Annotated in this window: 12 protein-coding genes; 9 read left to right on the top strand and 3 right to left on the bottom strand. The window is 72.0% G+C overall.

The window, feature by feature from the left end; genetic code table 11:
* Positions 1-78 precede the first annotated feature (78 nt).
* The gene (gene modA / locus RM590_RS26955; protein WP_311707444.1) at positions 79-882 is read left to right on the top strand and encodes a molybdate ABC transporter substrate-binding protein; all 804 of its coding nucleotides are present in this window, start codon (positions 79-81) and stop codon (positions 880-882) included.
* 36 nt (positions 883-918) lie between these two features.
* Here modA and RM590_RS26960 read toward each other — a convergent pair whose 3' ends face one another.
* Positions 919-1,950 carry a LacI family DNA-binding transcriptional regulator gene (locus RM590_RS26960; RefSeq protein WP_311707322.1) on the bottom strand — a complete coding sequence of 344 codons (1,032 nt, stop codon included), beginning with the start codon at positions 1,948-1,950 and terminating at the stop codon, positions 919-921.
* A gap of 180 nt (positions 1,951-2,130) precedes the next feature.
* Here RM590_RS26960 and RM590_RS26965 point away from each other — a divergent pair, with 180 nt between their 5' ends.
* From RM590_RS26965 to RM590_RS27000, 8 genes are all read left to right on the top strand, one after another.
* The gene (locus tag RM590_RS26965) at positions 2,131-3,444 is read left to right on the top strand and encodes an ABC transporter substrate-binding protein (protein WP_311707323.1); all 1,314 of its coding nucleotides are present in this window, start codon (positions 2,131-2,133) and stop codon (positions 3,442-3,444) included.
* Positions 3,441-4,424, top strand: coding sequence for a carbohydrate ABC transporter permease (locus RM590_RS26970; RefSeq protein ID WP_311707324.1), 984 nt, complete (start codon positions 3,441-3,443; stop codon positions 4,422-4,424). The genes RM590_RS26965 and RM590_RS26970 overlap by 4 nt, the downstream gene beginning before the upstream one ends.
* Before the next feature lie 6 nt (positions 4,425-4,430).
* Positions 4,431-5,309, top strand: a complete 879-nt coding sequence (locus RM590_RS26975) for a carbohydrate ABC transporter permease (protein ID WP_311707325.1) — start codon at positions 4,431-4,433, stop codon at positions 5,307-5,309.
* Between the two features lie 129 nt (positions 5,310-5,438).
* A complete protein-coding gene (locus RM590_RS26980; protein WP_311707326.1) occupies positions 5,439-7,358 on the top strand; it encodes a choice-of-anchor M domain-containing protein in 1,920 nt (639 codons plus the stop codon).
* Between the two features lie 77 nt (positions 7,359-7,435).
* Positions 7,436-8,914: an anchored repeat ABC transporter, substrate-binding protein gene (locus tag RM590_RS26985; protein ID WP_311707327.1), complete on the top strand. Its 1,479-nt coding sequence runs from the start codon at positions 7,436-7,438 to the stop codon at positions 8,912-8,914.
* A 32-nt stretch (positions 8,915-8,946) separates the two neighbouring features.
* On the top strand, positions 8,947-9,930 hold the full coding sequence (locus RM590_RS26990) for a choice-of-anchor M domain-containing protein (RefSeq protein WP_311707328.1): 984 nt from the start codon (positions 8,947-8,949) through the stop codon (positions 9,928-9,930).
* Positions 9,927-10,670, top strand: coding sequence for an anchored repeat-type ABC transporter ATP-binding subunit (locus tag RM590_RS26995; RefSeq protein WP_311707329.1), 744 nt, complete (start codon positions 9,927-9,929; stop codon positions 10,668-10,670). Before RM590_RS26990 ends, RM590_RS26995 begins: the two co-directional genes overlap by 4 nt.
* Positions 10,671-11,576 carry an anchored repeat-type ABC transporter permease subunit gene (locus RM590_RS27000; protein ID WP_311707330.1) on the top strand — a complete coding sequence of 302 codons (906 nt, stop codon included), beginning with the start codon at positions 10,671-10,673 and terminating at the stop codon, positions 11,574-11,576.
* Positions 11,577-11,802: 226 nt separating this feature from the next.
* Here the strand turns inward: RM590_RS27000 and RM590_RS27005 are convergent, their stop codons facing one another.
* Together RM590_RS27005 and rpsN are read right to left on the bottom strand one after the other, a co-directional pair.
* On the bottom strand, positions 11,803-12,450 hold the full coding sequence (locus tag RM590_RS27005) for a choice-of-anchor M domain-containing protein (protein ID WP_311707331.1): 648 nt from the start codon (positions 12,448-12,450) through the stop codon (positions 11,803-11,805).
* Between the two features lie 92 nt (positions 12,451-12,542).
* On the bottom strand, positions 12,543-12,848 hold the full coding sequence (gene rpsN, locus RM590_RS27010; RefSeq protein ID WP_311707332.1) for a 30S ribosomal protein S14: 306 nt from the start codon (positions 12,846-12,848) through the stop codon (positions 12,543-12,545).
* Positions 12,849-12,850 lie beyond the last annotated feature (2 nt).

Below are 12,850 nucleotides of genomic sequence, written 5' to 3' on the forward strand. Positions count from 1 at the left end.
CCCTTGCGCCTGCGGGCCCACAGCGGGGTTCATCCTTGCGGACGCCAGCTCCGGGGCCGTAATCTCCCGCACATGCGCATGCGTGACTCCCTCCTCGGTGGCCGCAGGCCGGCCGCCCTCGCCGCGGCCGGCCTGCTCCTCGGCACGCTGGCCGCCTGCGGCTCGGGCGGCGACGACGGCGGCGGGGGCGAGGGGAACGGCGGGGGCGGCGCGCGGCTGACGGTGCTGGCCGCCGCCTCCCTCACGGATGTGTTCGAGGCCGCCGAGGGCGTCTACGAGGAGGGCCACCCGGGGATCGACGTGGAGTTCTCCTTCGCCGGCTCCCAGGAGCTCGCGGCCCAGGTCGCCCAGGGCATCCCGGCCGATGTGCTGGTCACCGCCGACACCCCGACGATGGAGGGCGTCGCCGACCGCACGGGCGAGAGCGTGATCTTCGCCCACAACGAGCTGGCCGTCGTCACCCCGCCCGGCAACCCGGCCGGCGTCGAGACCCTGGCCGACCTCGCCGACCCCGGCCTCCGCCTCGTCCTCGCCGCCCCCGAGGTGCCCGCCGGCCGCTACGGCCGGCAGATCCTGGACGCGGGGGGCGTCACCGCCACCCCGGACTCCGAGGAGCCCAGCGTCCGCGCCGTCCTGAGCAAAGTGCGCCTGGGCGAGGCGGACGCCGGGATCGTGTATGTCACCGACGCCGCCTCGGCCGGCGACGACGTGCACACCATCCCCGTCCCCGCCGGGCAGAACGTCATCGCCGACTACCCCGCCGCGCCGCTCGACGATTCCGAACACCCGGAGGAGGCACAGGAGTTCGTCGACTGGCTGACCTCCGAGGAGGCCGCCGCGCTGCTGGCGGACGTCGGCTTCCCCCTGCCCGACCCCGCTTGATCGAGACCCCGGCCCGACCGAGGCCCGCCCGGCCGGTCAGTCGCCCGCGATCGTCGATCCCCGCACGACCAGCCTCGGTGGCACCAACTCGACGCCGCCCGGGGGCGCGTCGTCCGGCCCGGCGGTGATCGCCGCGAGCAGCCGCTCCGCCGCGCGCCGGCCGATCGTCTCCAACTCCATGTCCACGGTGGTCAGTTGCGGCCTGCTGGCCTCCCACATGACGTCCCAGTTGTCATAGCCGGTGACCGCGATGTCGTGCGGCACGCGCACGCCGCGCTCGCGCAGCCGGTCGCCGACCGCGCGCGCGAGCTGGTCGGAGGCGCAGACGACGGCCGTCACCGGCAGCGCGCCGGGCGCCGTCTCGCGCAGGACGAGATCGGCGGCCTGGCGGCCCCACGGCTCGCTCCACTCGCCGAACAGCGGGGGCCCGACCAGCTCCATCCCGGCCGCGGCCAGCGCCGCGCGCAGGGATTCGAGCCGGACCCGTGAGGCGTGCCGGTCGGCGCGCCCGCCGACGTGGGCCACCCGGCGGTGCCCGAGCGTGCGCAGGTGGTCCACGATCAGGCGCATTCCGGCCGCGTCGTCCGGCACCACCGACATGTCGTCCGGGCCGGCCGAGGGCGTCAGCGCGTAGACGACGGGAACGGGCACGCGCAGCGGCTGGCGGGCGTCGGTGGCCTTGCCGGTGACGATGATGCCGTCCACGCGGCGCGCGATGAGCGAACGCAGGTGGTGCTGCTCGCGCACCGAGTCGCGCCGGGCCGTGGCCAGGAGCGTCGAAATCTCCCCGACCGTCAGGGCGTTCTCGGCACCGAGCATGACCGGCAGGCTGAACCGGCCGACGTCGTCCGTGCTGAGCAGCCCGACGATGAACGTCCGCCGCATCGACAGCGCCCGTGCCCCGGCGTCGGAGACGAACCCGAGCTGCTCGGCGACGGCGCGGACCCGTTCCCGGGTGGCGGGCCGCAGCGAGCCGGAGTCGTTGAGGGCCTTGGACACCGTGCCGGGCGAGACGCCGGCGACTCGGGCGACATCGACGATGCGCACGGTCCGGCCATCCTGCTTCATGATTCCTCCGAGTTTCCGCTCGTTCTGCGAAACAGTAGCAGCGCGACTGCCGCCCGGCGCTGGGTTGTTCAAAGGCTGGAAATTAAAGCGAAACGAGGGGTTGACGCCCCCGAAGGGCGCTCCTATGGTCGGCGGAAACCGTTTTCCCGAATTTCCGTTGGCCAATCGATAGGGGCAACGATGGAACTCACGCGGGGCCGTTTCCTCTCGCTGCTCGGCGCCGGTGCGGCGGGTGTGCTGCTCGGCGGCTGCGCCAAGTCACCACCGCCCGTGGACGTGACGGCGGCGGGGTTCGGTACGGAGGCCACGGGCACGGTCAAGCTCTGGTGCCGCAGCGCCCTCCAGGCGGCGAACCAACTGCTCGTCGACCGCTTCCACGCCGCGCAGGACCGGATCCGCGTCGAGCTCACACCCGTGCAGGACGCCCAGTTCGTCACCAAGCTCGCCACGGCCATCCGCGGCGGCCGCGTTCCCGACATCGTCGACATCGACGACATCAACTCCGCCCTCTTCATCAACCGCGGCGTCTTCGCCGACCTCACCCCGCTCATCGAGGCGCTGCCCTTCCGCGATCAGCTCAGCCCGGCCCACCTCGCCCTCGGCGAGCACGACGGCCGCTACTACGCCCTGCCGTCGGTGGCCGACAACTCGGCGCTGTGGTGCAACCTCGAACTGCTGGACCGGGCCGGGGTGGACATCGACGAGGCGACCGGCTCGTTCGACGGCTACCTGGACGCCGCGCGCGCCGTCTCCGGGCTCGGCCGCGACGTCCACGGCTGGTCGTTCCCCGGCAACGGCAGCGGCGCGCTCGGGTTCACCGTCCAGCCCCACATCTGGGCGACCGACACCGACCTCATCACCGGCGAGATCGGCCACCAGCGCGGCGACATCGTCGGCAACGACGCCCTGCGCCGCACGCTCGGCCTGCTGCACACCCTCTGGGACGAGGGACTGGTCCCGAGCGACGCCGACGCCGACGACGCCTCGCGCTGGGCGGCCAACTTCCACGCGGGGCGGATCGGGATGATGCCCAACGGCTACGGCATCCTCGTCCCCCAGGCGCCCCCGGGCCTGCTGGACCACACCGAGGTGCGGCTGCTCAGCGGCCCCGACGGCGGCCGGTCCTTCTTCGACGGAGGCACCAACTTCTGCCTGCCCAACGGCTCCGACAACCCGTCCGCCGCCTGGGAGTTCGCGCTCTTCTGCCTGGATGTCGAGCAGCAGGCCCGGCTGCCCGAGAGCGGCTACATCCCCGTCCGCTCCGACGCGGCGACCCCGGAGTTCCGCGCCGACTACCCGCTCGCTCTGCCGTCGTTGGAGGACATCGGCGCGGGATACGCCCCGCTGACGCTGGCCTACAACCGCATCTACAACCAGAGCGACGGACCCTGGCTGGCCATGTTCCGCCGGGCCGTGTTCGGCGGGGACATCGACGGCGCCATGGCGCAGGCCCAGGACCACTACGACGAGATCCTGCGACAGGGGGACGCATGAGTTCCGCCGCCAACACCGCCAACACAGCCAACTCCGCGGCGAACGCCCGCACTTCCTCGGCCGAGGCGACCGCCGGGAGCGCCGCCCGCCGGGCCCCCCGCCGTCGGCCCGGCTCCCTCACCCACCCGTCGCGCACCGGCCTGGCGCTGGTCACCCCGGCCGTCCTGTTCGTGGTGGTCTTCGTCTTCGCCCCGCTGGTCGTCGCCGTCTACATCTCGCTGACCGACTTCCCGCTCATCGGCGACTACGACTTCGTCGGCTTCCGGAACTACAGCCTGGCGTGGTCCGACCGCGTCTTCAACGAGGCCCTGTTCTACACGCTGCTCTACACGGCGATCGTGACGCTGCCGATCCTGGTCCTGGGCTACACGCTCGCCGTCGTGGTCCGCGCCAACCGGCGCGGCTCCACCCTGCTGCGCACCATCTTCTTCCTGCCGTACATCGTCGGCCTGACCACCATCAGCTTCCTGACGCTGCTGGAGGCCCAGCCGGGCAGCGGCGCGGTCAACGTCGTTCTGGAGACCCTGGGCATCACCGACGGCACCACCGCCTGGCTGGTCGACGGCCCGCTGGCCACCGGCCTCATCATCGTCATGGTGATCTGGGCCGTGTCCGGGCTCACCATGGTGCTGCTGATGTCCGGCATGCAGGCCATCCCCCGCGAGATCTACGAGTCCGCGGAGCTGGACGGCGCCGGCTGGTGGCGCACCGAACGGCACATCACCATCCCGATGCTGCGCCGCTCCATCGCGCTGAGCCTGGTGATCTCCGTGATCGGATCGCTGCTGGCGTTCACCCAGTTCTACATCCTCACCCAGGGCGGGCCCGGGTCGGAGACCACCACCGTGGTGATGGCCATCTACCGGCGCGCGTTCGTGGACCTCCAACTGGGCGTCTCCACCGCGATGTCGCTCATCCTCGTGCTGATCATCGCCGTCATCGCCGCCGTGCAGTTCTGGCTGCTCCGCGAGAAAGACTGAGGTGTCATGGCTACCACCGTCCCCAGCAGCAAGCCGGCGCCGTCGCGGGACAAGGACTCCCGCGTCAAGATCCTGCTCTACGTCCTGGGCGGCGGCGGCGCGGCCCTGGTCTTCGCCGTGCCCCTCGTGTTCGCGCTGGTCCGCTCGCTCCAGCCGGGCGGGGTGATCGTCGAACGGCCCACGCTGTCCACGTTCTTCGACTGGACCACGACCAACTTCACCGACCTGATCAGCCAGGGCTCCCTCGCCCGCCCCATCCTCAACAGCCTGATCGTGTCCCTGTCCACCGCCGCGCTCACCGCGCTGCTCGCCACGCTGGCCGGCTACGGCTTCGCGCGCTTCCGATTCCGGGGCCGCGGGGGCCTGTTCAGCATTCTGGTGCTGACGATGATGGTGCCCTTCCAGGCCATCCTGACCCCGCTCTACCTCCAGTTGAACGCGATGCGCCTGACCGACTCGCTGCTGGGCCTGGTGCTCTTCTACACCACCGTGAACCTCCCGTTCGGCGTCTTCGTCATGCGCAACTCGTTCGCCGCGATCCCCGGTGAGCTGGAGGACTCCGGGCACGTCGACGGCGCCGGCACGCCGCGCATGCTCCTGTCCGTGCTGCGCCCGCTGATCATGCCCGGGGCGGCGACGGTCGCGCTCTACGCCTTCCTGGCCTCCTGGACGGAGTTCCTCGGCGCCCTGACGTTCCTCACCGACCAGGACCTCTACACGCTGCCGGTGACGCTGGCCAACCTCCAGCAAGGCACGTACGGCCAGGTCGACTTCGGCCTGCTGGCCGCCGGCGCGGTCATCGCGATGGTCCCGTGCGTCGTGCTGTACGTGGCGCTGCAACGGTTCTACGTGGCGGGCCTGGCCGCCGGATCCGTCAAGGGCTGACCGCGCGGCCGGCGAGGGCCGGGGGCGTGATTGCCTCCGGCCTTGTTGGGTATGATTTTCATTTGTATCCTTCCCCTCGGGGCAGGACCGCACGATCTGGGCGGCCCGAGGAGAAGGGGCATCACTGACATGACCATCCGCTCGCGCCGCAGACCGGGCGCCGTGGTGACAGGTCTGCTGGCCGCGGTGCTGGCCGCCGGGCCCGTCGGCGCCGCGGTGGCAGCCGATCCCGTGGTCCTGGACCACGGCCATATCGACGCCTTCAGCGTCTCGGTGGAGGGCGGCGAACTCGCCCTCGAACTCACCGAGGACGTCACCGGATCGCACGTCAGTCACGCGCCTGAGGACGTGCTGCTGCGGGTCAAGCAGGACGCCTGGACGACCGGGATACCCGAGGGCTACCCGGGCGCGCCCGAGGGGTATGTGCTGCCGCTGACGCAGGATCCGAACCTGATCTGGCCGGGCTGGGACACCGGCGGCACGGCCGGCAGCGGCTACACCGACGTGTCGATCCACATCACGGCGGTGGACGGGCCCGGCGAGGTGTTCCTCTACTCCCTCTCCAGCTTCGGCGAGCCGCTGTCCGTTCTGACCAACGGCGGGTTCGAACTCCCGGGCATCATTCGAGAGAAGACGCCGACGCACACGCACGGGATGTGGACGTTCACCGCGCCCGGCGCCTACACGCTGACCGTGCGGGCCGAGGCGGTCAACCCGGCGACCGGCGACGCGCTCGAAAGCCGCACCGCCTCCTACGCGTTCTCCGTGGGTGACTACGAGGAGCCGCCGCCGGCCGCGACCGGCCTCACCATCGAGGGGCTGGCGGACCGTTACCAGCCGGGCGACGCGGTCGAGTTGACGGCCGTGCCGGATGAGCCGACCGAACTGGACGACTACCGCTGGTACACGCGCGAGTCGCCGGCCGGAGAGTGGGCCGAGGTGCCGGACACCGCCGGCCCCCGGTACTCGGGCACCGCCGAGGTGGACGGGCAGCAGATCCGGGCCGCGCTGCTCGGCCCGGACGGCACGGTGGCGGCCGAGTCACCGCCGGTGACCATCCGCGTCGGAGAGGAGCCGGGCGGCGGGAACCCGCCGGGCCAGGACCCGGATCCGGACCCGAGCCCGGCCCCCGACCCGGGGAACGGCGCGTCCGGCGGCCCGGACCCCGGCACCACCGGGGGAACGGGTGGCACGGCGAGCACCGGCGGCGGCACCGGCTCCGGGGCGCCCGCGTGCTACCCCAGCGAGGAGCAGGTCACCACCGAGGTCCCGGTCGGCCCCGACCACTCGGTGGTCCTGGACCACGGCCACATCGACGCCTTCAGCGTCGCGGCCGAGGGCGGCGAACTCACCCTCCAACTCGCCGAGGACGTCACCGGATCCCGGGTCACCCACGACCCCGAGGACGTCCTGCTGCACGTCACGCCCCAGGCCCTGACCGAGGACATCCCCGACGGCTACCCCGGCAGCCCGTCCGGCTACCTGCTGCCGCTGACCCAGGACCCCGAGCTGCTCTGGCCGGGCTGGGACACCCAGGGCACGGCGGGCAGCGGCTACACCGACGTGTCGATCGAGATCACCGACGTGACCGGCCCGGGCACCGTTCACCTCTACACGACCACGACGTTCGGCGGCGCCGCGCCGCTGCTGGTCGAGGGCGACTACGAACTGCCCGGTACGCTGCGGGAGGAGACGCCCGCGCACACCCACGCGCAGTGGACGTTCACCGAGGCCGGCCTCTACACGCTGACGGTCAACGCCGTGGCCACCGACCCGGACACCGGCGAGTCGATCAGCAGCGGCCCCAAGGAGTACGACTTCGCCGTGGGCGACCTGCCGGACGACACCGAGACGGAGACCGTGACCGAGACCGTTGTCGTCGGCCGGACCGCCGACGGCGCCGAGTGCGACCTGCCGGGCGACGGCATGCTCCCCGCCACCGGCACCGGAACGTCCGCCGTGTCGCTGACCGCCCTCGGCGCGGCGCTCGCGGCCCTCGGCTTCGCCGTCGTGGTGACCGTGCGGCGGCACGGCCGGGCCCAGCGGTGAGGCGCCGGAACGGACGCGCGGCGGCGGCTGTTTGTCTGGGGGTGGCGCTGGCCGTCGCCGCCGGCGGATGCGCCGCCGTGTCCGACCCGGCGGACGACGGCCGCCCGCAGGTGGTGACCACGACCGGAATCCTCGCCGACCTCGCGCGCAACGTGGGCGGGGACCTGGTCGAGGTCCGCTCCCTGGTGCCGGAGGGCGGTGACCCGCACGCCTACGAACCGACCCTGCGGGACGTGCGGGACATCGTCTACGCGGACGCCGCGTTCAGCAACTACCTGCTGCTGGAGGAGCAGAACCTCATCCGCGCCATCGACGCCAACCTGCCCGAGGGCGTGCCGAACATCCCCCTCGCCGAACGCGCCGCCCGGTACGCGGCCGAGATCATCCCGCTGGTGGAGAACGTCGCCCTCGACACCATCTGGCTCGGCCTGCGGGTGAGCGGCACCGGCGAGGAGCTGGGCGCCACCCGCTCCTCCGAAGTGCGCCTGAAGGCCACCGGAGTTGAGGGCCCCGGCGAGCTGGTCGCCTATCTGACGGAGACCTTCGGCGAACCGGCGGTCTTCTTCGACTCCGGAGACGGCTTCGCGGACGACACCGCGCTGCTGCCGCCGGACGCCCACACCCATATGTCCTGGGCGTTCACCGAGCCCGGGATCTACCGGCTGTCGCTGGCGGCGGAGCTGGCGGTGACCGACCGCTCCGCCCCGGTGGAGCTGGCGAGCACCACGATCACCTTCGCCGTCGGCGTCGATCCGCACTCCGTGCCCGGCATGGCGGGCGCGCACGTGCTCGACGCCGGCCACGCGGACGTGACCGTGGACCTGGGCACCGGCTCCTCGCCCGCCGCCCTGACCCTGCTGGCGGACCCGCACGGCGGCGGCCAGCGGGAGAACCACGAGCCGGACGAGACCGTCATCGAGGTGCCCAACAAGGCGCTCACCGAGGTGCCCGGCGACCCGAAGTTCCGCTTCCTGGGCCGCGCGGGGGAGTCGATCCACCAGCTTCCGCAGGCCGTGCTCGGCAGTCATGTGCACGGTGAGATCGACCCGCATCTGTGGCAGAACGTCCGCAACGCCATGGCCTACGTCAAGATCATCCGGGACACGCTGATCGACATCGACCCCGGCAACGCCGCCGCCTACCGCGCCAACTCCGCCGCCTATCTCGACGAGTTGACGGAGCTGGACGAGTACGTGGCCGCCACCATCGGGGAAATCCCGGCCTCCCGCCGGTACCTGGTGACCACGCACGACGCGTTCGGCTACCTCGGCGACGCCTACGACGTGACCATCGCGGGCTTTGTGACGCCCAACCCGGCCACCGAACCCAGCCTCGCCGAACGGCGCCGGCTGACCGAGACCATCGCCAACCTCCGCGTCCCCGCCGTCTTCCTCGAACCCAATCTCGCCGCCCGCTCCAGCACGCTGACCCAGATCGCCGAGGAACAGGACATCGAGATCTGCCCCATCTACGGCGACGCGTTCGACGAAGAGGTCACCAGCTACGTCGAGTTGATGCGCGCCAACGCCGACTCGCTGCGCACCTGCCTCGGCTGACTCCCCGTAAGAGAAGAAGGACGGACACCTTGATGCGCCACGCGCCACGTCCCCGGACGTGCCTGACCAGCGCCCGGCCACCCGCGGTGGCCGGCCGCGCCGCCACCCGCCTCCTGCTCGCGGCGGCCCTCACCGTCGCGCTGCCCGCCACCGCCCTGGCCGAGACGACCGCCCCCGAGGACGAGAACGCCGCCGGCCAACCCACCGTCCTCGACGAGGGACACGTCGACATCGGCCCGCGCTTCGCCGACGGCGAGTGGCAGATCCAGGGCCGCGACGACACGGTGACCCCGCCCGAGTGGCGGGCCCTGACCGACATCGTGACGCAGGTCTCCGACGCCGCCGTCCAACAGGCCCCCGACGACGCGCAGTTCGACTTCCTCGACGCCGAGCCCGGCAGTGACGTCTACGTCATCCCACAGACCCAGGCGGCCGACGTCGTCTGGCTCGGCTGGAACACCCAGGACCCCGAGGTCATCGAACGCGTCAACCGCGGGGCCACCCTCACCCTGCACGGGGTCGAGGGCCCCGGCGCCTTCGCCGTCTTCCTCCAGAACGGCGACCTCGGTGCCCCGGAGGTGCTCTGGGACGGCGACGTCACCGCCCCCCAGGACCTGTGGGTCGACGTCAACACCCACACCCACGCCAACTGGGTCTTCACCGAACCCGGCGTCTACCTCCTGGACTTCGAGATCTCCGCCGACCTGATCAGCGGCGAGCACGTCTCCGACCGGGCCGCGCTGCGCTTCGCCGTCGGCGAGGAGACCGACCCGGCCGACGCGTTCGCCGCCACCGGCCCCACCGCCCCGCAGGACGCGGCGGATGAGACCCCGGCCGCCGACCCTACGACCCGGAGCGCCCCGGAGTCCTCCGACGACTCCTCCGCCACCCCCGCCGTGCTGCTCGGCGCGGGCGCCGCGGCCCTGCTCCTGGTGGCGGCCATCACGGTGACCGCGCTGCGCGGGCGGCGCGCCCGCCGGCTCGCCGACGACGACACCGCCGGGAGAACGTCATGACCGCGCTCACCGTCCGCGATCTGCACGTCCGGCTCGGCGGTCGGCTCGTTCTGCACGACGTCGATCTGGACATCTCACCGGGCGACTTCGTCGGGCTCGTCGGCCCCAACGGCGCCGGCAAGACCACGCTGCTGCGCTCCGTGCTGGGCCTGGTCCGGCCCAGCGGCGGCACCATCCTGGCCGGCGGCGAGCCGGTCGCCAAGGTCCGCGACAAGGTGGGCTACGTGCCCCAACGCCACGAATTCGCCTGGGACTTCCCCATCAGCGTCGAGGACGCCGTGCTGTCCGGCCGGGTGCGGCGCATCGGCTGGCTGCGGCGGGCCGGCGTCCCGGACTACCGGGCCGTCAAGCAGGCCCTCGAACGCGTCGGCATGACCCCGCTGCGCCGCCGCCCGGTCGGCCAGCTCTCCGGCGGACAGCGCCAGCGCGTCCTGGTCGCCCGGGCCCTCGCGCTGAACCCGAGCGTGCTGCTGCTGGACGAGCCGTTCACCGGACTCGACGTGCCGACCCAGGAGTTGCTGACCGACCTCTTCGCCGAGCTCAGCCGGGAGGGACAGGCCGTCCTCATGACCACCCACGACCTGGCGGCGGCGATGCACACCTGCACCCGGCTCTGCCTGATCAACCGCACCGTCATCGCCGAGGGACCGCCGGACCGGCTGCGCGACGCCGAGGTGTGGCGCGCGGCGTTCGGCATCCGCCCGGGCAGCCCGCTGCTGGCGGCGCTGGGGGTGGCCTGAATGCTGTCGGTCCAGGAGTTCATCGGCGACCTGTTCAACCCGGCCCTGTCGTTCCTGCCCAAGGCCCTCTTCGTCGCGCTCATGTCCTCGGCCGTGTGCGGCGTGATCGGCTGCTATGTGGTGCTGCGCGGCATGGCGTTCATCGGGGACGCCGTCTCGCACGCCGTCTTCCCCGGCCTGGCCGTCGCGTTCGTCGTGCAGGGCAACCTCGTCCTCGGCGGCGCCGTCGCGGGCGTCCTCACCGCCATCGCGGTCGCGGTGTTTTCCCAGAACCGCCGGCTGCGGGAGGACAGCGTCATCGGCGTCTTCTTCGTGGGCGCGTTCGCCCTGGGCATCGTGATCATCAGCCGCTCACCGGGCTACTCCGGCTCGTTGCAGCAGTTCCTCTTCGGCTCCATCACCGGCATCCCGGACGAGGACCTGTACGTGGTCGCCATCTCGTCCGTCGCGCTGCTCGCGCTGACGTTCCTGCTGCACAAGGAGTTCGTCGCGGTCACGCTCGACCGGGAGTCGGCGCGGGCCGCCGGACTGCCCGTCTTCGCCCTGGACCTGGCGCTCTACATCATGGTGTCGATCGCCGTCGTGATCTCCGTGCGGACCATCGGCAACATCCTCGTGCTGGCCCTGCTCGTGACCCCCGCCGCCGCGGCCCGGCTGCTCACCGACCGGCTGGGCGTGATGATGCTGCTGGCCCCGCTCATCGGCGGATTCTCCGCGCTGACCGGCCTCTACCTGTCCTGGAGCCTGGACCTGCCGACCGGCGGCACGATCGTCCTGGTGGCCACGGCGTTCTTCCTGCTGTCCTGGACCCTCGCCCCCCGGCACGGGATGGTGGCCCGCCTGTGGCTGCGGCTCGGCCGCACCCCCGGGACGGGCGGCATGCCGCCCGTCCCCGGGCCTGTCTGACAATTCCCGCCGGGCGCCCGACGCCATACACGGCACCTCGCTGCTCCCCCAGACTTCGTCCGGGAGGTGCCCCCAGTCGCATCGCGCGAGTACGGCCAAGTACGAGCTGCGATACTCCGCCTTGCTGGGGGTACCTCCCAGGCCCCCAGGGCCTGGGGGAGCACGGCACCAGACGCCGGGCACTGATCCGACGGGAACTGTCAGACAGCCCCAGCCGGTGAGGTGGTCAGCCAACCGTGAAGTGGTAGTCGACCGGGTCGGAAGTGACGGTCGTGCCGTCCAGCAGCACGCCCGTCGCCTGGAAGGTGAGCGTGTAGTCACCTTCAGCCTCGAACGCCCAGTTGGCGTGGTGGTGGGCGCCGGCGGACACGGCGACGGAGTCGGGCAGCCCGTCGCCGCTGTCGAACCGCTTGACCGGCCCGGACAGGGCGGTGTTGTACACGCTGACGTCGGCCGGGCCGCTGACGGCGGTCAGTCCGAGCTGAACGCTGTTGTTCTGGAAGGTGCCCGAGGGCACCTCATGGGCGGCCCACCCGGCGAAGAGCAGGTCGGGGTTCTCCGACTGCGGAAGTATCCATACCGGATCGCCGGGGGAGCCGAGGAAGGCGTAGGCGCTGTTGTTGGGCACCTGCGTCTGCGCCTCCGCCTTCACATGCAGGGTGACTTCGGCGGGATCGCGCTCGACGCCTGTGCCGGTGGTGCTGTCGTGCAGGCCCAGTTCCAGCGCGCCGCCCTCATAGGCGATGTCGACGACGTCGACGTGCCCTTCGGACAGCGTGACCGGGGCGGCGGCCTGCGTCGGCGCGGCCGCCAGGCCGAGCGCGGCCAGGACGGCCCCCGAGAGGAGAACGGTACGGACGGCGGGTGCGGTCATGAGAAGACCTCCGGCTCGTGTGAGTGGACATGAGCACGCTATCCCTCATGAAAACCATTTTCAATAGGCCGTCCGACCGCCCGACTCCCCGGTCACCAACTGGACTTGGTGACCCCCGGCAACTGCCCGGCGTGCGCCATGTTGCGGACGTTGATCCGGGAGAGCCCGAACGTGCGCAGGTGCCCCCGGGGGCGGCCGTCGACGCTGTCGCGGTTGCGCACGCGGGTGGCGCTGGCGTCCCGCGGCTGGCGCCGCAGTTCGGCCTGCGCGGCCTCCCGTTCGGCGGCGGAGGAGCGCGGGTTGCGGATGATCTCCTTCAACTCGGCGCGGCGCTCGGCGTACCGGGCGACGATCTGCATGCGCTGCTCGTTCTTGGCGATCTTGCTGCGCTTGGCCATGG

Origin of the sequence: Streptomyces litchfieldiae (assembly GCF_031845365.1) — a bacterium.
GTDB classification, from domain to species: domain Bacteria; phylum Actinomycetota; class Actinomycetes; order Streptomycetales; family Streptomycetaceae; genus Streptomyces; species Streptomyces litchfieldiae.

Bases quoted from the DNA above. Each gene is read 5' to 3' on its own strand.
- modA (WP_311707444.1), top strand. From the start codon at position 79: ATGCGTGACTCCCTCCTCGGTGGCCGCAGGCCGGCCGCCCTCGCCGCG.
- RM590_RS26960 (WP_311707322.1), bottom strand. From the start codon at position 1,950: ATGAAGCAGGATGGCCGGACCGTGCGCATCGTCGATGTCGCCCGAGTC.
- RM590_RS26965 (WP_311707323.1), top strand. From the start codon at position 2,131: ATGGAACTCACGCGGGGCCGTTTCCTCTCGCTGCTCGGCGCCGGTGCG.
- RM590_RS26970 (WP_311707324.1), top strand. From the start codon at position 3,441: ATGAGTTCCGCCGCCAACACCGCCAACACAGCCAACTCCGCGGCGAAC.
- RM590_RS26975 (WP_311707325.1), top strand. From the start codon at position 4,431: ATGGCTACCACCGTCCCCAGCAGCAAGCCGGCGCCGTCGCGGGACAAG.
- RM590_RS26980 (WP_311707326.1), top strand. From the start codon at position 5,439: ATGACCATCCGCTCGCGCCGCAGACCGGGCGCCGTGGTGACAGGTCTG.
- RM590_RS26990 (WP_311707328.1), top strand. From the start codon at position 8,947: ATGCGCCACGCGCCACGTCCCCGGACGTGCCTGACCAGCGCCCGGCCA.
- RM590_RS26995 (WP_311707329.1), top strand. From the start codon at position 9,927: ATGACCGCGCTCACCGTCCGCGATCTGCACGTCCGGCTCGGCGGTCGG.
- RM590_RS27000 (WP_311707330.1), top strand. From the start codon at position 10,671: ATGCTGTCGGTCCAGGAGTTCATCGGCGACCTGTTCAACCCGGCCCTG.
- RM590_RS27005 (WP_311707331.1), bottom strand. From the start codon at position 12,450: ATGACCGCACCCGCCGTCCGTACCGTTCTCCTCTCGGGGGCCGTCCTG.
- rpsN (WP_311707332.1), bottom strand. From the start codon at position 12,848: ATGGCCAAGCGCAGCAAGATCGCCAAGAACGAGCAGCGCATGCAGATC.